The sequence below is a fragment of the Dawidia cretensis genome (assembly GCF_018598175.1).
Taxonomy (GTDB): Bacteria; Bacteroidota; Bacteroidia; order Cytophagales; family Cyclobacteriaceae; genus Ohtaekwangia; species Ohtaekwangia cretensis.
Genome location: NZ_JAHESE010000008.1, coordinates 179,174 through 198,462, shown reverse-complemented (window position 1 = coordinate 198,462; position 19,289 = coordinate 179,174). Strand labels below are relative to the sequence as shown.

The following is a 19,289-nucleotide window of genomic DNA, read 5'->3' as shown; positions in this document are numbered from 1 at the left end:
ACCGCCGTATGCCGAACGGCACGTACGGTGGTGTGAGAGGACAGTAAGGGAAATAATCCCTTACTTCCTACTCGATTGTTGGCTAGCCGGTACGTTATTCCAGGTCTTTTATCGCGTTATTCAGGGCTTCCTGCAGGTCGGGCTGCGTAATGGACGACTTCAGGCCGCTGGTCAGGAAGTTGGGCACCTTTTCGCCGCGGGCGATTTTGTTTTTGATCTCCGTGATCATTTCGAGGGTGCTTTCTTTGCCTTCGAACGTTTCGTACGTTTTCACCTTTTCCTCCAGGACATCCCACGAGCTGATCTTTTTTACAGCCTCCACGCGGGTGGCGACGGCCTTTTCACGGGCTTGTGTGCGCTGCTCAATGCACTGGTTGTATTCGTCGATGATCACGTCCAGGTCCTTCTTGGACAGCATGCCGTTTTCGACTTTGGCCGATACCTCTTCGCAATCGTCGAGGAAACGGGTCATGATCTTTTTAAAGCTCAGGTTGGGTATTTCGGTGCTCTCGCCATCTTTTTTCACCAGAAAACGGCCATCGTACGAGGTCTGGTTTTCCTGCTGAAAGGCGTACAGGGTAACGTAGCCGTCTTTCACCACCTTCATAAAGGTGTAGCCCTGGGGACCTTTTACGGGACGATACGTGTCACCTTTGAAGGTGTAGTATTTCACTTGCAACAAGGGAACGGTGGTCTTCTTTTTGTCGGCGCTGGTCACCTGTATTTTTTTGTCGGGGCCAAAGGCCAGGGGTTTGAGGGTACCCGTAAGGGTTTCACCTTTGATGGTCACGACCTGGTCGCCCTGACCGGACGAAAACAGGTACGAAAGCATCAGCAGGAAAAAAAGCACGATGTGGATAATTCCAAATTTGTTCATGTGATAGGTTGTTCTGACTTCGAAAGATATAACGATTTTGGCAAAATACTATTGCGTGCGAGAGGCTGCCCGGCATTGCAAAAAAACATTTCTTAAACGTTATTGCGGCCGAAAAGACGACACGCTGTTATGGTCAATTATAACCCCAAAACCTGGTTCAGGCTTATTACTCATTCGTATAGCCGGCATGTGCTGAAGACCATGTTGCCGGCCCTGCTGTTCATGGCGGGCTTCGCGGCCGTGGTGTGCTACGCTATTTTGGATCATTTCGACCTGACAGCCAGCCAGTTCCCCGGCACGCCGGCGGTGCACTCGCTGCTGGGGATTGTGCTGGGCTTGTTCCTGGTGTTTCGTACCAACTCGGCCTATGATCGTTGGTGGGAGGGACGCCGCATGTGGGGTGGTATTGTGAACAGCACCCGCAACCTGGCCCTGAAGCTCAACGCCTACCTGTCGAAAGAAGAGCACGACGAGCGGGCGTGGTTTGCCAAGATGATCGCCAACTTCGTGTTTGCCATGAAAGAGAACCTGCGGCAGGGTGTACAGTTTTCCGAGCTGGAGGATGTTGACGACCGGCTGATCGCAGAGCTGAAGAAGCTCAAGCATAAACCCAACGGCATTTCGGCGATGTTGTATACACGCGTCAACGCACTATATAAAAGCAACAAGATCACGGGCGATCATCTCATCAATCTCGACAAAGAGCTCAAAGACTTCATCGACCTGATGGGCGGTTGCGAACGTATCAAGAATACACCCATACCGTATTCGTACTCGATGTTCGTCAAGAAATTTATTTTCATTTATCTCATCACCCTGCCTTTTGGTTTTGTCACTACGTTGGGGTATGTCACGGTGCCGACAGTGATGTTGGTGTCGTATGTCTTGTTGAGTGTTGAATTGATTGCTGAAGAGATTGAAGATCCATTCGGACGTGATGTCAACGATCTGCCTACCGATGAGCTGGCCAAGCGTATACGGGATAACGTACGGGAAATATTGTTATAATCTTTTTAATAACGTCGACCGCTGACGTGTCCTGTACTGGGGGACACGTGTATGTGTGATTTAGCTGTTCCAACGTGCAATGCAGCGCGGGTATACGCGTTGACAGGGTTTGTGTATCAGAAAACCGTACTAATTATAAAATACAAGATGATCATCAGGATAAGCGAGGCATACATAATAAGGTCTACCCGCACATAGGCCTTGTATTGCCGGTACATATCGCGAAGCTTTCTAAACATGATTACAATCGATTGTTTTACGTGTTTATAATGGGTCGGTGTAAAAATACCGATAATTACGCTGTATTGTCGGGCAACAATTTCTTTCTTTTTCCGTGTTAGTATTTTTCGCCCGTAATCCTAAATAAAAAATTTCGACTGACGTAGGGGGCAATCATGGATTGATTGTCTAACGCTTAACAAACCTTAATAACACATGATCCGATTTTTGATTGTCACGATGTTACTCTTTTTGAATGTTGCTGCGTGGTCGCAGGGAGGGAAGGCCACGCTAAATGGATACCTGAAGGATGGGGCGAATGGTGAGGTGCTGATTGGAGTGTCTGTTTATATCCCCCAATTGAAGGCAGGAACCACGACCAACGCGTATGGTTTCTATTCCATCACAGTGCCTGCCGGCACCTATGATGTGGTGTATAGCTTTATTGGCTACAACACTCAGGCGGTGTCCATCACGTTGGCCGGTGACGTGTCGCGCAGCATTGAAATGGCTGGAGAGTCTACGATGATGCAAGAGGTAGAGATCTCGGGCGATCGTGTAGACGCCAACGTCGTCGGCATTCAGATGAGTAAGAACACCCTTAATCTCAGCCAGGTCCGCAAGCTACCGGCCCTGTTCGGCGAAGTAGATATTTTGAAGAGTGTGCAGATGCTGCCCGGTGTTATTTCTGCGGGTGAAGGTACTTCAGCATTCTTTGTACGTGGCGGTGGTGGCGACCAGAACCTGATCCTGATGGACGAAGCGCCGATCTATGACGCCTCGCACTTAGGTGGGCTGGTATCGGTTTTTAACGCCGACGTGATTAAAGACTCAGAATTGTATAAAGGTGGTATCCCTGCACGCTTTGGCGGTCGCTTGTCGTCGATCCTGGAGGTGCGTACCATTGACGGTAACAACAAAAACTTTCAGGTGCAAGGTGGCCTGGGTACGCTGGCCAGCCGCCTGTCGGTGCAAGGCCCTATCAAACAAGACAAAGCATCGTTCCTGCTATCGGGCCGTATATCCAATATAGGCGGATACCTGAAGGCCGCCGGTGAAGACAACGGAGTGACCTTCTATGACCTGAACGGTAAAGTAAACTGGAAGGCCAACGACAAGAATCGTTTCTTTATATCCGGCTACATGGGCCGCGATAAGATCACCTTTGACGGTGGCGACGCGGGCTTCGGTTGGGGTAACGCTACCGCTACATTCCGCTGGAACCACCTGTTCAACGAGCGCCTGTTCTCCAACACATCGTTGATCGCCAGCCGCTTTGATTACTCGCTGGAAATAAACGACCCGGCACAAGGCTTTAAATGGACTTCGGATTTGACCGAGGTGAGCTTAAAAAATGACCTGAGCTACTTTATCAATACCAACAACGAGCTGACCTTTGGCTATCACCTGACGAGCCGCCGGTTCCAACCTGCACGTGTCGTGCCCGCCTCGGAAGGGTCACTGTTTAAACGGACCGAGTTCCAGAAGATGTATGCGCTCGACCACGCCCTGTTTATCAGCAATGAGCAGCGGGTGAACGATCAAATCTCCCTGGAATACGGCGTACGCCTCTCCATCTTCCAGAATGTTGGCCCGGGCAAAGTATACCGGTATGACGATCCGAAGGCTGCTGACAACCCGGTTCGCAGCGACTCGTCAGAATATAACCGCTGGGAGACGATTAAAGCCTATGTCAACCTCGAGCCACGCCTGGGCATACGGTACGCACTGTCGGAAGACAGATCAATCAAGGCTTCTTACAACCGCATGGTGCAAAACACACACCAGATGGCCGCGGGTACTGTGCCGCTGCCGTTCAACAACTGGGCGCCGAGTGGTCCTTACCTGAAGCCGCAGATGGCCGACCAGGTCGCCGTAGGGTACTTCCAGAACTTCAACGACAACATGTATGAGGGGTCGATCGAAGCGTATTATAAAGACGTAAACAATGTGACCGATTTTGCCGACAACGCAGAAATATTATTGAATGAAGACCTGTCGACTGAATACCGCCAGGGTGATTCATGGGCCTACGGTGCCGAGTTCATGCTGAACAAAAAGAAAGGTAAGCTTACGGGTATGGTGTCGTATACATGGTCGAAGGTAATGCGTAAGATCGATGGTGTGAACCAACAGAGAGACGCAAACGGCAATGTGTATGGCAAGTCGTACGCAGCCGGCTACGACCGTCGCAATGTGTTGAACATAATCGGTGCCTACGACTACAACGACAAGTGGACCTTCGGCGCCAGCTTTACCTACAGCACCGGCCGTCCGGTTACGCTTCCGTCCGGAAAATACGAGATCGATGGGTATATGCCCAACACCATCTCGGAACGTAACGGCTACCGCATGCCTGACTTCCACCACCTGGACCTGTCGGCTACGCTTAACCCGCGCAAGAATGCTGGCCGCCGGTTTAAAGGACAGTGGGTATTCTCGGTATACAATGTGTACAGCCGCAAGAACGCCTTTACCATCTATACCCGCACGAAACGTAACGACGACGGCGACGTGATCGGCGATGGCACCCAGAAGGAAGCACGCATGATCTACCTGTTCCCGATCCTTCCGTCCGTAACCTATAACATCAAATTCTAATCTCAGCTATCGATATGAATAAGTATATAAAACAAACGGCACTCCTGATTCTTCCCGCCCTGCTGGTAACGGCCTGTGATGAAGCCTATATCATGGACGACCTTCAGACCGAATCGGGTATCACGATCGAAGGGTTAGTAACGAACCTGCCCGGGCGACAGTTCGTGAAGGTCAGCCGCTCGACCGACTTCTACGCGTCAGGTAAGACGCCGCGTATTACCGACGCGACGGTACAGGTGAGTGACAATGTCGGCAATACATACACCTACGTACACAACCCCGGCGGTCATGCGGACTCTGTGGGATATTATAAACCTGCCATTCCGTTTGTTGGGCAAGTGGGGCGTACCTACAGCCTGACGGTACAGGCCGATGGCCAGACCTACACGGCCAGCGACGAGATGTTTCACATCAATCCTATTGACGAGCTTGAATTCGAGCTAGATCAAGATCAGGTGGACGAGCCGGAGGACGAGGACTTTCCGAATCGCATCTACGAAGTATTGATGAGCGTAGAGGAACCGCAGGAAACACGCGACTACTACCTGTTCCGTACCTATCGCAACGGCGAACGTATCTGGTCGGAGAGCTCGGAAGATGATCCGGAGATTTATGTGACCGACGACGTGCTGGTGGGTGGCGAGATCAAAGACATTGCCATCCCGGGATACTTTGAGAATGGTGAAGTAGCCGGGGCCGAGATATACAGCCTGAGTCGTCCGGTCTTTATCTTCTACCGCGACCTGAGCAAGATTCTGGCAAACGACGGTGGTATGTTTGACCCGCCGCCGGCAAACCCCCGCTCCAACATTTCCAACAACGCGTTCGGTTTGTTCCAGGCTAGTGCGATCTCGTACAGAGAAGTGCGGATTGAAGCAGCGGAATAAGTACCCGTGAGAATAATCCGATGTGCCTGACACATCGTAACCCGGCCGGTGGATAAATACCCCGGCCGGGTTTGCTTTTGTAACAGGGGAGTTTCATCTTTCATACGGAAATACATTCCGGATGAAGAAGATACTCCCTTTTTTTATTGCGTTGTGCTGCTGTGGCGGGGTATACGCCCAGGCGGTACTGGAAAATAATCCCACAGGGCTACGCTGGTACCAGGTCAATACACCCCACTTCCGTGTCTTGTTCCCGGAGGGCTTTGATGCCCAGGGTATACGCATGGCCAACACGCTGGAACACATCCACACGCCCGAGGCCCGGTCGCTGGGTACGAAACCTCGTAAGATCTCGGTGGTGTTGCAAAACCAGTCGTCTGTTTCCAATGGCTTTGTGTCGCAGTTTCCCCGGCGGTCGGAGTTTTATACCATGCCGCCGCAAGACTATAACTTTGTCGGCACCAACGATTGGCTGAACCTGCTGGCCTCGCACGAGTACCGGCACATCGTTCAATATCAACATGCCACACGCGGCTTTAACCGGTTGTTCTATTACCTGTTTGGTAACCCGACACTGGCGGGCATGGCCCAGGTGTCGGCGCCGCAATGGTTTTGGGAGGGCGATGCGGTAGCGACAGAGACGGCCTTCACACCGAGCGGCCGCGGTAAGATTCCGAACTTCAATTTGTTGTTCCGTACCAACCTGCAGGAGGGCCGAACCTTTAACTATCACAAACAATACCTACGCTCGTTCAAACATAACATCCCCAATCACTATGTGCTGGGGTATAACATGATCAGCTACTTGCGGCGCAAGACCAACGACCCCGAGATCTGGGGCAAGATCACGGCGCGGTCGTGGAGTGTGCCGTTCATTCCCTTTGCTTTTTCGAATGCGATCAAGAATAAAACGGGAATGTATGTTACAGATCTTTTTCGGGAGATGGCAGACAGTTATCGGAAGGAGTGGGAAGCCGAGGTTGCATCGTTAACGCTGACGCCCTTTGAACGCATTCACGGCCGACCGCCCCGCACATATGCCGACTATGCCTATCCGCAGCCGCAAGAAGACGGCAGCGTGCTGGTGATGAAAAGTGGTAACAGCCACATTGCCCAGTTTATAAAGCTGAAGGATGGCAAAGAAGAGAAAGTCTTCACACCGGGCTTTGTCAACGACGCGGGTATGCTTTCTACGGCGTATGATGCCGTGGTATGGGCTGAATATGGATATGACCCGCGGTGGCGTGCCCGGAACTATTCGCAGATCAAGCTGTATGACTGGAGCCGGCATCAACGGCGTGTGATCGGCAATAAGCATGAGCGTTACGGTGTCGCCGCGTTGTCGCCCAGGGGTGACCGCATCGCCACGATACGCTCGGCCAACGACTACCAGGTGAGCATTATCATCCTGGAGATCTTTACCGGCAAGCCGCTGCATGAATTTCCGAATCCCGAGAACTACTTCTATGCCATGCCGCGCTGGTCGGCCGATGGTCAATACCTGTATGTGATCAAAACCACGCGCGCCGGTAAAACCCTTTGCCGCATCGACGCGGAGACCGGGGCCTCCGAAGACCTGCTGCCCATCCGCCAGGAAAACCTGGGCCACCCCGTGCCTGTGGGCCACTACGTGCTCTTCAATTCGCCGGTAAGCGGCATTGACAACATATATGCCCTCGACCTGCGCGACGGCAAACGCTACCAGGTGACGTCCAGTCGGTACGGTGCGTACAATGCTGCCATATCGCGCGACAGCGCTACCCTGTATTACAACGAGCAGTCGCGCGATGGACTGGATGTCGTCAAGACGCCGTTTACCCCGGCAGCGTGGAAGCCGTTCGAAGAAAAAGCCACCCAACAAGTATACCAGGTGCTGGTGGAGCAGGAGGGACATCCCGGACTGCTCGACAGCGTGCCCACAACGGCACTGCCTGTTAAGCGCTACTCGCGCTGGAAGGGCGTCGTCAATCCCTATGCGTGGGGCCTGAACGTCACGAACGATCTGACTCGCATCCAGGCGGGCATTGCCTCACAAGACATTTTGAGTACGACGTCAATCTCGGCGGGGTATGCGTATGACATCAACGAGCGCACGGGTTTCTGGCAAGCCGGCGTGAGCTACCAGGGATTGTATCCCATCATTGATCTCAACTTTCAACGCGGCGATCGCAATGATGACGAGCGCGCCTTCGGGAACGACATCGAGTTTGATTGGACGGAGACCACCGTCGAAGGCGGGTTGACCATTCCGTTGTTGCTGACCCGCTCGAAGTATAGTCAACAGCTTTCGATCGGCGGGGCCATGGGCATCACCAAAGTGTCGTCGTTCGAGAATACCATTTCCCGTAGGGGTGAAGTTCTGTACAAAGGCCCTGCGCGCGCCGTGCCTGCGTTTGATACCCTGCTGTATGTCTACAAAGATCAGCTGAGCAATGGCGACCTGCTGTACAACAAGTTCAGTCTCTCCTACAGTCGGCTGTTAAAAACCAGCTACCGCGATTTTAATTATCGCTGGGGTCAGACACTCGCGGCGGAGCTCTACAACACGCCGGGCGGCGGCGATTTTGAAGGGCGGCTCTGGGCGGTGCGCGGCACACTCTATTTCCCCGGCATCGGGCGGCACCACTACCTGTATGCGCGCGCGGCGTATCAGGAAAGCCAGGAAGGGATTAATACAGAACTATATACCTTCCGCAACCGCATTGCCAAACCACGTGGCTACAGTTATCCCAACAACGAGAAATTTACGACCCTGTCGGTGAACTACGGGCTTCCGTTGTGGTACCCCGACATTGCGTTGGGGCCGCTTCTGAATATCCAACGGATCAAGCTTAACCTGTTTTATGATTATGGGGAGGGCACCGGTACGGAGTACTACTACAACCCCGACTCCGGGCGAGTGTACCGTTCCCTGACCGATGCGACGTATGCATCGGTGGGTGTCGAGACAACCTTTGATTTCAATTTCATGCGTTTCCTGCCCCGATTCGAGCTTGGTTTCCGCACAACGTACCGAAAGGCCAACATTTACAACAGTTCGGGCACGGTGCTGGAATTTATTATCGGGTCAATTGGGTTTTAATGGCAGGTACACACGTTTTCTCCGTCCATCCAAACATTTGTATTACAATGTTGAAAATAGCGGTTTATACCCTATTTTTGGAAGCGAAAATTTGAAAAAGTCCTTCTGCAAAGGTTTGCAAAAGGCAGTTGAAACTCTTAAATCTATAATCGAACATGGCAGAAATAGTACGCATGCCTAAGATGAGCGATACCATGACCGAGGGTGTGGTAGCGAAGTGGCATAAGAAAGTGGGGGATACCGTGAAGTCCGGAGAATTGATGGCCGAGATCGAAACAGACAAGGCTACGATGGACTATGAGTCCTTCAACAACGGTACTGTGCTGTACCTGGGCGTGCAGGAGGGACAGGCGGTGAAGGTGAACGACGTTCTGGCCATCGTAGGAAATAAAGGAGAAGATTATTCAGCACTGCTGTCAGGCGCATCCAACGCCGCGGCATCGGGTGGTGGCCAGGCAAGCGCGCCCGCCGCTGCGGAGGCGCCGAAAGCTGCTGCTGCCCCGGCTGCGAAAGTCGATACATCCGGCATCAAAGCAGAGATCGTGCGCATGCCGAAAATGAGCGATACCATGACCGACGGGGTGATCGCTTCCTGGAGCAAGAAAGTAGGTGACAGTGTGAAGTCCGGTGAGCTGCTCGCAGAAATTGAGACCGACAAGGCGACCATGGAGTACGAATCGTACAACACCGGTACGCTGCTGTACATCGGTGCTGACGCCGGCAAGGCAGTGCCCGTAAACGGTGTGCTGGCAATCATCGGCGAGAAAGGTGCTGACTGGGAAACCCTGCTGAAGGCAGAACAAGCGGGTGCATCGGGTGGTGCTGCTCCTGCGGCGCCGGCGGCTGAGCAAAAAACTGCTGCTGCTCCGACGGCTCCTGCGGCCGAAGAAGTTTCTGCTGACCATGGTGCAAATGGCAGAATTAAAGCTTCGCCGCTGGCGAAGAAAATGGCGAAAGACAAAGGTTACGACATCGCGAAGATACAAGGGTCTGGCGACCACGGTCGCATTACCCGCCGCGACGTAGAAGACTACAAACCTTCGGCCGCGCCGGCCCCTGCAAAAAGCGGCGACAAAGCTGCTGCGCCGGTCGTACTGCCGCGCGTAGTAGGCGAAGAAAGCTTCGAAGAGCTGCCGGTGTCGCAGATGCGCAAGACGATCGCGAAGCGTTTGTCCGACAGTCTGTTCACGGCGCCGCATTTCTACCTCACCATGGAGATCAACATGGACAAGGCCATCGAAGCGCGTAAGAGCATCAACGAGATCAGCCCTGTCAAAGTATCGTTTAACGATATGGTGATCAAAGCCGCCGCGGCAGCCCTGCGTCAGCACCCTGATGTGAACAGCAGCTGGAGAGGCGACAAGATCCGCCGCAATCATCACATCCACATCGGTGTGGCCGTAGCGGTAAAAGACGGTCTGCTGGTACCGGTGATCCGCTTTGCCGACAACAAGTCGTTGTCGCATATCGGCACCGAGGTAAAAGAGCTGGCCCAAAAGGCACACGACAAAAAGCTGCAACCCTCCGAGTGGGAAGGTAGCACGTTTACGATCTCCAACCTGGGTATGTTCGGCATCGACGAGTTTACCGCGATCATCAACACGCCGGATGCCTGCATCATGGCAGTTGGTGGCATCAAGGAGACAGCAATCGTGAAGAACGGCCAGCTGGTTATCGGCAACATCATGAAGGTGACGCTGTCGTGCGACCACCGCGTGGTGGATGGCGCTGTAGGCTCGGCCTACCTGAAGACCTTCAAAGGCCTCCTGGAAGATCCGGTCCGCATCCTGATCTAAGCAACACAACAATCTTTATACTCCCTCTCCGTTCTACGGAGGGGGATTTTACTTTTTACGGTATCACAGCAACCATGGAAAAAATTCATGCAACGACCATCCTGGCCGTACAACACAACGGCCAGGTAGCCATCGGTGGCGACGGCCAGGCGACGATGGGCAACTATATAGCCAAGAGCAATGTGCGGAAGATCCGCAAGCTGCAAGACGGCAAAATCCTCGCGGGGTTTGCGGGGTCTACGGCAGATGCGTTCACCCTGATCGAGCGGTTTGAAGAGAAGCTCAATGCCCACGGCGGCAACATGAAGCGCGCGGCCATCGAGCTGGCCAAGGACTGGCGCATGGACCGTTACCTGCGCCGGTTGGAGGCCATGCTGATCACTGTCAATAAAGACGAGTTGCTGGTGCTATCGGGCACGGGCGACGTACTGGAACCCGACCATCAGGTGGCGGCTATCGGCTCTGGCTCCATGTATGCACAGTCGGCCGCGCTGGCGCTTAAAAAACACGCTACCCATTTGACGGCCGAAGAGATCGTGCGCGAAAGCCTCAACATCGCGGCTGATATCTGTATCTATACCAACCACAACCTGGTGATCGAAAAGCTCTGACGCGTCGTCGTCAGGAGGGCGAGACAGTAGAAGGATCTTCCGGCGGCGTTTGTTCGGGGTCGGAGGGAAGCTCTTTTTGAGTCGGCGTATCTTCCAGCAAGATCACAAACGGCTTGAGATGATGGCTATACGTCAGTAGGATCTTGACCAGGCCAATGCCCGGTACGGCCAGGATCATGCCTGCAATGCCCAACACCTTGCTGCCAATGAGCAAGGCGATGATCGCCGCCAGCGCATTAATGCTGACCTTCGAGCCGGTAATACGCGGCGTGATAAAATTACCTTCCAGGAACTGCACAATGGTAAACACGATGATCACGCCAAGCGTGTACCAAATACTGTCCTTGGTGATTAACGCCATCAAAATGGGAAAGAGTGCACCGATGATGATGCCGACATAGGGGATGATGGTAAGGACGCCCGAGAGTATACCAAAGAAGATGGCATGGTCAATACCCACAATCAGCAACCCGACGGTATTCAACGCGGCAACGATCATCGTTACTAAAAATAGCCCGGAGATATATCCCTGAATAACCCGCTCCACATCTTTTTTCCATCCGAACTCCCGCCCCGGCAGCAACGCCAGGAAGAATGCCTGGAATTTGTCACGGTAGATCAGCAACAGAAAAATATAGATCGGAATCTGCACGAGCGCCGAAAGCACGTTGGTGGTGGAGAGCACAATGGCTGCCAGGAACGCGCTCACGGTGCTCATGGCATCGGCTACCATTTTGTTTTGGTCTACGGTGCTGATGCCGAACTCGCGCAAGGTACTGCTGGTCTGGTTTATAAAGGCCTCGAGCTTGGCTTGCAAGTTTGGCAGGTCGGCCACCAGGCCCATGATCTGTCCCACCATCAGCCAGATCAAAAGTCCCAGCACGACGATGGTCATAAACAATACGAGCGAGATGGCCAGCGCCGGTGCGACCCTGCGGGCCTCCAGCCGTTTGACAAGCGGCTGCATTACCACGGAGAGGATACCTGCAAAGGCAAAGGGTATAATGATGTCGCCAGCCCACACCATCGCGACCAGGGTAAGGGCAATGACAACGAAAAGCTTATAGATATAGTCGAGGCGGTCGAACGGGCGTTGAGGGTCGTGCATGCCCGGAAGTTACGGATTCCCGATGGCCTGCAAAATGGCGCTGCACGATTCTTTAATCTCCGCCTCCGTAATAGTAAGCGGCGGCGCAATACGAAAGCTATACGGATGCGACAGGAACCAATAGGTAATCACACCGAGCTCTCTGCCGCGCAGTACAATCTCCGACACGCGCTCGGCAGAGTCGAAGTCGATGGCGAACATCAACCCGATGCGCCGTACTTCGCGGATGGCGGGATGCACCAGCAACTGCTCGAACAGCCTGCCCTTCGCTTCCACCGAGGCAAGGAGGTTTTCCTGCTCGATCACCTCCAGCGTAGCCAACGCCGAGGCACAACAGACGGGGTTGCCGCCGAAGGTGGTGATGTGGCCCAGCATGGGATCGTGCGTGAGGCATTGCATGATCTCGCGCGAGGCGATAAAGGCGCCGATCGGCAGCCCGCCGCCAAAGGCCTTGGCCGTGGTGAGGATGTCGGGAACAATACCAAAATGCTCGAAGGCAAACAGCTTTCCGGTACGCCCCATACCGCATTGGATCTCATCCAGGATGAGCAAGGCGCCCGTCTCGTCGCATCGCTTGCGCAGCGCCTGCAGGTAGGCCCGGTCGGGCACACGCACGCCCGCGTCGCCCTGAATGGTCTCTACAATGACACACGCCGTGCGGTCGGTAATATGGGCCAGGTCTTCCATCACATTAAAATGGATGAACGACACATCGGGCAGGAGGGGGCGGAAAGCCTGTTTCTTAACCTCGTTGCCCGAAACACTCATGGACCCGTGCGTACTGCCGTGGTAAGATTTCCGAAAGGATACAATCTGCGTACGGCCCGTGTAACGCTTTGCCAGCTTCAGCGCTCCTTCGTTAGCCTCAGTACCCGAATTGACAAAGTAGCTGCAGTTCAGGCTGGCGGGCAGCAAAGAGGCCAGCTTTGCCGCCAGTCGGTTTGGCGCCGACTGGATAAATTCACCGTACACCATTACATGCAAATGTTTGTCTACCTGGTCTTTGATGGCTTTCACTACCGCCGGATGCCGGTGCCCGATGTTGCTCACGCCAATACCTGAGATCAGGTCTGTATAACGCTTGCCTTCCGGCGAGTAGAGGTAGATGCCTTCGGCACGCTCAATGCTAATGAGGTAAGGAGCATCGGTAGTCTGGGCCATATTGCCCAGAAAGATCTGCGGGTCAAAATCCATGGCGCAAAAGTAGGAAAACCGCCTCCACTGAAATAAAAAAATAAAACCCCGGCGGCGGGGTTCTTAGAAACTAAAAGATAAACCTTAAAAAATGGAATCGGTTATATTAAAAAATGGTCTTTTATTAAGCTGCGTTCACGGATACTGATATCACCATTCCGATCAGGATAGCGGCTACCAGTACTAAAACCTGTTTTAAGCGCGAGGAGACCCTTGCATTGGCAATGTCCCTGCTGAAATCAAGATTCTTCATGTATGGCATACCAAGGGTTAATTGATTGTGATTGATGATTCAAAATTCGTCAAAAACACCCCCTGATTGCCACCGAAAGATCGGTGAAACCATACATTGGTAGCTTTGTTTACTGATTGGCAACCGGCACCCTGCTATGAAAACGAGTTGTGACTACTGTTTTCGTTGAAGCGTAGATTTTTGGACCAGGCTGATGAAATCCTTTATAAGTGCATTGGGAACAGTAACAGAGAGGTGGTACTGCTCGATCTTCCACCCCGCTTTTGTTTTATGAAGCATGCCCGAGCCGCGGCACACACCCATCCAGGTTGTTAAAAGTTCGGAAAACCATACATAGCGTCCGTCGGCTGTTACGTGCACATCGCGATCGTAGGGAATAAATTCCCACGCCCGGCCCAGATCAAAGTACGGCCCGGCGAATTTTATAAACTCGGTTTTGGTCCACCGTTCAGTGGCATCCGTGCCGATGTAGATGCTGTTTTCGCTCATGCTGCCGAAGAATGCGTCGGCGCGGGCCTCCGTAGCCGCGCAATGCCATTGATCCAGAAACGTGTGAATGTCGGCATGCTCGCCCTGTGCCAGCAGGCGGGGCGTTGCAAGCAACATTGTCAACGCTAAAAGGATCGTGCGGCGTGGCATGGCGTTAAATCTCGTACAATTTCAGAAAGTCGAGTACTTCCTGGCGCACGTTGCGTTCATTTTTGTCGTCGTAGGTAGCGGTAGCAATGGACTTGAACAGGTCGCTTACCACAGATGCGCGAAAGCCAAGCTGCTCTGCATAGATAGTCGCTACTTCCAGCTCGACATCTTCCACTACTTCGTCGAGGTAGATCATGAATACCAGGTGATAAATGGCTTCGAGCTTAGCCACTTTGTCGCCGGGGTCTGTGAATTGCAGGTGTGTGAGATCGATGTTGGCCTTGGTCAGGTCTTCCGGGTTCAGGTGCAGCTGAAAGCCCCATTTGAGCAGGCAGCGCAGAAAGCGGCTGTCAATCTTGGACTGTCCGAGGAACAGCGCCAGGATATTGAAATAGCTATTCTTCACCGATAAAAGGTGTTCTCGATCAAGATATTGGGTTTTCATAGGGTCTTTAAGGGTTTCCCGTCAGTTGCCGGGTTTGAAAGATCGTAAAAAACGTTTGTTGTGAAGTATGCGGGCCGGGATTTTTCTTTAAAACCCGTGCCTTGTCGCTCAGAGACTGCAGTGTTTACGGATCAGGGTTCGCAGGGCGGGGTCGTCCAGCTTCCGGGCAGGACGCAGGTCGTCGCACAGGGTGGGCCAATGGCCGCCGGCCTGGCCGGCTTCTACCAGCAACCTATAGGGATCGGATCGCAGGGGGCGGAGGTAGCTGGCCCAGTTGCAGTCGTTGCGCACCTCGTCGTATTTTTTCAGCCGCAGGTGCGCGCGGGCGCGGGCTTCGAAGATGTTATAATAAATGTCAGGCGCGTCGGCGGGGTCCATGGCGAACATAAATGCCTCCCCATACACTTCACTGAGGTTTTCCTTGAACAGCCGTTTGCCAAGGTCGAGGTATTGCAGGGCCTGTTCCGCTTCTTCCAGCTTCTCCAGGTGGATCATGCCAATGCGATAGACCAGCTCCAGGTTGCGCGGTTGCTGGTTGTGCAAGTGCTTTAACGCTTGCAGCGACTCCCGGAAGTTGCCCAGGTAATATTGGCACAAGGCCAGGCGCTCGAGCGTTTGAAACTCGACGGGATCCTGGTGGTTCTTCAGTACGAGGTAGTACGACACGGCCGCGGCGAAGTCCTGCTTTTTATATTCGGCCTCCGCCAGTTTATCCAACGCCCCTGTGAGGCTGTCGTGGGCAAACAGGAAGCGATAATCGAAGGGGTCTTTGTCTTTCAGCACACGTACCAACGCAAAGGCCTCGTTAAACTTGCCGGAGGCGAAGAGGGTGTTGACCTTCCGGAGCTGAACGCTGTTCTCGCGCCACCGTGCCAGCCGCTTTTGTTCCATGAAGTAATAGGCCGTGTGGACTACGGCGAAGCAAAAGCCTGCAATGACAATAAAGACCAGGAAAGCCAGGCCTTGTATGCGGAAGTATTCTTTGCCAATGGTATACTCTTTCTGGCGGGCCTGCTGCCACTGACGATAGCGGCGCATGTTGCGGTCGCGGAGCGTCTCGGCGTGTGGCGGCGGGACGGGGTCGTAGAGGCGCTGATCGTAGCGTGCTTTCTTGAGTGGGTCAGAGAGCACGTGGTAGGCTTCATTGATCTGCTTGAAGAGCTCTTCCGCATTTTTATCACCCGCGTTACGGTCGGGGTGGTACTGCATGGCCATACGCTTATAGGCCATCCGGATTTCGGTGGCGTTGGCGGACATACTTACACCTAATACCTCGTAGTAGTTGGCCATCGCATACAGTCGGGTGCTCTATTTCCTATAACGGATTTCGGGGGTGTTTTTGACGTGGAGGATGGCGTTTTTTTTGAGTTTTTTAAGGGAAGAGGCTTATGGCGAGGCCAAAAAAAAGAAACCCCGGCGTTACGGCCGGGGTCTAACTGGGATAATTTATGTGTGCGATCGCTTAGATCTTGGCAAGCTCTTGCACGAGGTCGATCAGCTTGTTTGAATAACCCCACTCGTTGTCGTACCACGATACAACTTTTACGAAGTTGTCGTTCAGTGCGATACCGGCTTTAGCATCGAAGATAGACGTACGAGCGTCGCCCAGGAAGTCCTGCGATACAACATCGTCTTCGGTGTAACCGAGGATGCCTTTCAGTTCGCCTTCAGACGCTTCTTTCATCGCAGTTTTGATTTGCTCGTAAGAAGCGGGTTTCTCGAGGCGTACAACCAGATCGACAACCGATACGTCGGCTACGGGCACGCGGAACGACATACCGGTCAGCTTGCCTTTCAGCTCAGGGATTACCAGCGACACAGCTTTAGCAGCACCTGTAGAAGAAGGGATGATGTTTTGGTATGCGCCACGACCACCTCTCCAGTCTTTTGCAGACGGGCCGTCGACAGTCTTCTGTGTAGCGGTACCAGCGTGCACAGTGGTCATTAACCCCTCAACAATACCGAATTTATCGTTGAGGACTTTGGCCAGCGGTGCAAGACAGTTGGTTGTACACGAAGCGTTCGATACGATCGTGTGCTGGGCAGTGAGTTTTTTATGGTTCACACCGATTACGAAAGTGGGGGTGTCGTCTTTCGCAGGCGCGGAGAAAACAACTTTCTTAGCACCGGCGGCGATGTGCTTTTGGCCATCGGCTTGGGTGAGGAACAGACCAGTAGATTCAATAACGATTTCCGCGCCGATCTCAGACCACTTCAGGTTGGAAGGATCTTTCTCCGCCGTTACGCGAATTTTCTTTCCATTTACCACGAGATTGCCATCTTTTACTTCTACCGTGCCGTCGAACTTGCCGTGGGTAGAATCATACTTCAGCATGTAAGCCATGTAGTCTGGCTCCACGAGGTCGTTGATGCCAACGATCTCAATATCCTTACGATTAATAGCAGCTCTGAAAGCCAGGCGACCAATACGGCCGAAACCGTTAATACCTACTTTAGTCATTGTTCTGTTGTTTTGTTAAAATTTCGGAAGCCAAAAATAAAAGACCCGTTACCCAAAACCTATGAAATAAAATTGTGTTTTACATTTTTTTTTGTGCACCGGTTTGCAAATCAAAATCACAACCCTATCTTTGCACACCTTTTGAGAGAAACCTCAAAAGGTCACACACAAAACACTACCCAATACGGTCCGTTCGTCTAGGGGTTAGGACACCAGATTTTCATTCTGGTAACACGGGTTCGATTCCCGTACGGACTACTCGAAGACCTGAGTTTGAAAAAGCTCAGGTTTTTTTGTGTCTATACCTTTCGGCTTCTCCGAAAGTGGAGGCGGTTCCCCGGTTTGTTATGTCAGGTCTTTATTCCTGTTCCGTCAGGTATATAAGGATATTGATCGTGGTATAGTTCCTGTGTTAGGAGTGTATTCACGAAGCTGTTCGCACGACTAAGCAGGCATCGTTTGCGTGTGGAGGTAAGGTGGAAGAGATATTTATGCTATCGATTGCAGGTGTAAGCCATTTTGCTTAATGGTGTTCATCGAATCAGGAGAACTTGAGAATTTGCGGGATTTTCAATTTTTGGTCAAAAACGGTGCTAACAGCCCTAAAACGTTAAAGTTGTGTGATCCGATCTGCATTTTTTATGTTTAAGCATTAGCAGCGAGAACGATGTTAAAACGAGTTGAAAATTAGGAGTGTGTTTTGAATCTACTATTTAGTAAATTAGTCCAACGAAGACTTAATAACTTATATGAGAACGTTACAAATAAATATACCCGATAGTTTAACGATATCGGATATGGATTTGATGATGATTGTCGCATCAAAATTGTACGAGGATGGTCGATTGTCCTCAGGGCAGGCGGCGGAATTAACAGGATTATCAAAACGTGCGTTTATCGAAGTGTTAGGTAAATATAACGTTTCCATATTTGGCGATTCATTGGACGATTTGAAATCTGATATCGCCAATGCCTGATGTTGTTATATCGGATGCAAGTTGTCTGATCATTCTGGATAAGATCAACAAAATTGAAATTTTAAGTGATCTCTATCAGAATATTATTACGACCCCTGAAGTAGCAAAAGAGTTTGGCAAATCGTTACCCACCTGGATAACGTTGAGAGAATCGTCAGACAAAAATTATCAAAAGGTATTGGAAGTGTCCATCGATCCTGGCGAAGCGAGCGCAATAGCATTGTCGTTAAATTATTCAGAACCTTTATTGCTTCTAGATGATCTTAAAGCTAGAAAAATGGCTAAGAAACTTGGATTAGTTTTTACGGGCACATTAGGGATTTTGGTGAAGGCGAAAAAGTTGGGAGTTATTTCGGAATTGAAGCCGGTTATTGATTTGATCCGAAATACAGATTTCAGAATTTCTGAACTTTTAGTAGACGAGATCTTGAAGGAGGTGGGAGAGTGACTGATTATCATTAATGCCAAACAGATTAATGTAAATTTCCCAATAGAAAATCCTGGTAGCTATATAAAGACAGACTACTTGTTGGTGCAAAATATACCAGAGACATGATTGGCATCAGTCGTAGGCACAAACATCTTTGCTTTTTTTCAGTTTGCTGAGGCGATTACGAGTATACTTGAATCTAAACAGATTCAACATTAGTTATGGCGAGCAAACGGCCGAGTTATCTTCGAATATCTATTTTCGCGACATTACTTTTTTCCTAAAGCCGGCCGGATTAATTTTTTTCTTTGCTTGAAGAAATTGGTCAGGTGGCTTTCATCTGTAAAACCGAACTCCACGTCGATTGAAAACGACTTACACGGTTAGCGCCTGTGCCGAAATTCTATTCGTGAATGAAGCGCCCGCTGATACGGCATTACCCGTTCATGATGTGTATGGGGCGTGGTGAGGTGCGCCGGGGAGACACAATGGGCTATTTTTTTGAAGCGATCAAAATAGCCCGACGTACATACCGGATATTTCCGGTATGCACGTCGGCGGTATACATGACAGCAATCGTTCATAGTCATTCCGGAATCCTGCTGTTGGACATGGTGGTAATACGTTATCTCTTCACTATATGATCATAGCTATAGCTATAGGTGTGATTTGCTATCAAAATATCCGCGATTTTATACACA

General features: G+C 51.7%; 16 protein-coding genes and 1 tRNA gene. 9 read left to right on the top strand and 8 right to left on the bottom strand.

Annotation, left to right across the window (positions count from 1 at the left end; all coding sequences use genetic code 11):
* Positions 1 to 94: 94 nt before the first annotated feature.
* Positions 95 to 877 (bottom strand): hypothetical protein, encoded by a 783-nt coding sequence (locus KK062_RS11175; protein ID WP_254084381.1) that lies wholly within the window; start codon positions 875 to 877, stop codon positions 95 to 97.
* A gap of 129 nt (positions 878 to 1,006) precedes the next feature.
* Here KK062_RS11175 and KK062_RS11170 point away from each other — a divergent pair, with 129 nt between their 5' ends.
* Entirely contained in the window at positions 1,007 to 1,885 is an 879-nt protein-coding gene (locus KK062_RS11170) for a bestrophin family protein (RefSeq protein WP_254084380.1), read from the top strand.
* A 116-nt stretch (positions 1,886 to 2,001) separates the two neighbouring features.
* Here KK062_RS11170 and KK062_RS30720 read toward each other — a convergent pair whose 3' ends face one another.
* Complete coding sequence (locus KK062_RS30720) at positions 2,002 to 2,124, bottom strand: hypothetical protein (protein WP_262899197.1); 123 nt, start codon at positions 2,122 to 2,124, stop codon at positions 2,002 to 2,004.
* A gap of 196 nt (positions 2,125 to 2,320) precedes the next feature.
* Between KK062_RS30720 and KK062_RS11165 the strand changes: the two genes are divergently transcribed.
* The 5 genes from KK062_RS11165 to hslV all read left to right on the top strand — a co-directional run bounded on the left by KK062_RS11165 (position 2,321) and on the right by hslV (position 11,081).
* A complete protein-coding gene (locus KK062_RS11165) occupies positions 2,321 to 4,705 on the top strand; it encodes a TonB-dependent receptor (RefSeq protein WP_254084379.1) in 2,385 nt (794 codons plus the stop codon).
* A 14-nt stretch (positions 4,706 to 4,719) separates the two neighbouring features.
* Positions 4,720 to 5,592: a DUF4249 domain-containing protein gene (locus KK062_RS11160; RefSeq protein WP_254084378.1), complete on the top strand. Its 873-nt coding sequence runs from the start codon at positions 4,720 to 4,722 to the stop codon at positions 5,590 to 5,592.
* A 121-nt stretch (positions 5,593 to 5,713) separates the two neighbouring features.
* A complete protein-coding gene (locus KK062_RS11155) occupies positions 5,714 to 8,674 on the top strand; it encodes a TolB family protein (protein ID WP_254084377.1) in 2,961 nt (986 codons plus the stop codon).
* 155 nt (positions 8,675 to 8,829) lie between these two features.
* Positions 8,830 to 10,470 (top strand): pyruvate dehydrogenase complex dihydrolipoamide acetyltransferase, encoded by a 1,641-nt coding sequence (locus tag KK062_RS11150; protein ID WP_254084376.1) that lies wholly within the window; start codon positions 8,830 to 8,832, stop codon positions 10,468 to 10,470.
* A gap of 74 nt (positions 10,471 to 10,544) precedes the next feature.
* On the top strand, positions 10,545 to 11,081 hold the full coding sequence (gene hslV / locus KK062_RS11145) for an ATP-dependent protease subunit HslV (protein WP_254084375.1): 537 nt from the start codon (positions 10,545 to 10,547) through the stop codon (positions 11,079 to 11,081).
* A gap of 10 nt (positions 11,082 to 11,091) precedes the next feature.
* On the opposite strand, the gene KK062_RS11140 is transcribed toward hslV, so the two are convergent.
* The 6 genes from KK062_RS11140 to gap all read right to left on the bottom strand — a co-directional run bounded on the left by KK062_RS11140 (position 11,092) and on the right by gap (position 17,181).
* A complete protein-coding gene (locus KK062_RS11140; RefSeq protein WP_254084374.1) occupies positions 11,092 to 12,189 on the bottom strand; it encodes an AI-2E family transporter in 1,098 nt (365 codons plus the stop codon).
* A gap of 9 nt (positions 12,190 to 12,198) precedes the next feature.
* Positions 12,199 to 13,383 carry an aspartate aminotransferase family protein gene (locus KK062_RS11135; RefSeq protein ID WP_254084373.1) on the bottom strand — a complete coding sequence of 395 codons (1,185 nt, stop codon included), beginning with the start codon at positions 13,381 to 13,383 and terminating at the stop codon, positions 12,199 to 12,201.
* Between the two features lie 406 nt (positions 13,384 to 13,789).
* Positions 13,790 to 14,275, bottom strand: coding sequence for a nuclear transport factor 2 family protein (locus KK062_RS11130; protein ID WP_254084372.1), 486 nt, complete (start codon positions 14,273 to 14,275; stop codon positions 13,790 to 13,792).
* Between the two features lie 4 nt (positions 14,276 to 14,279).
* Complete coding sequence (locus KK062_RS11125) at positions 14,280 to 14,720, bottom strand: hypothetical protein (RefSeq protein ID WP_254084371.1); 441 nt, start codon at positions 14,718 to 14,720, stop codon at positions 14,280 to 14,282.
* A gap of 108 nt (positions 14,721 to 14,828) precedes the next feature.
* Positions 14,829 to 16,010, bottom strand: coding sequence for a tetratricopeptide repeat protein (locus KK062_RS30915; RefSeq protein ID WP_317195766.1), 1,182 nt, complete (start codon positions 16,008 to 16,010; stop codon positions 14,829 to 14,831).
* A 172-nt stretch (positions 16,011 to 16,182) separates the two neighbouring features.
* Positions 16,183 to 17,181 (bottom strand): type I glyceraldehyde-3-phosphate dehydrogenase, encoded by a 999-nt coding sequence (gene gap / locus KK062_RS11115; RefSeq protein ID WP_254084370.1) that lies wholly within the window; start codon positions 17,179 to 17,181, stop codon positions 16,183 to 16,185.
* A 186-nt stretch (positions 17,182 to 17,367) separates the two neighbouring features.
* Between gap and KK062_RS11110 the strand changes: the two genes are divergently transcribed.
* The 3 genes from KK062_RS11110 to KK062_RS11100 all read left to right on the top strand — a co-directional run bounded on the left by KK062_RS11110 (position 17,368) and on the right by KK062_RS11100 (position 18,606).
* A tRNA-Glu gene (locus KK062_RS11110) sits at positions 17,368 to 17,439 on the top strand.
* Between the two features lie 491 nt (positions 17,440 to 17,930).
* A complete protein-coding gene (locus KK062_RS11105) occupies positions 17,931 to 18,158 on the top strand; it encodes a UPF0175 family protein (RefSeq protein WP_254084369.1) in 228 nt (75 codons plus the stop codon).
* A complete protein-coding gene (locus tag KK062_RS11100; RefSeq protein ID WP_254084368.1) occupies positions 18,151 to 18,606 on the top strand; it encodes a PIN domain-containing protein in 456 nt (151 codons plus the stop codon). Before KK062_RS11105 ends, KK062_RS11100 begins: the two co-directional genes overlap by 8 nt.
* Positions 18,607 to 19,289: the final 683 nt, after the last annotated feature.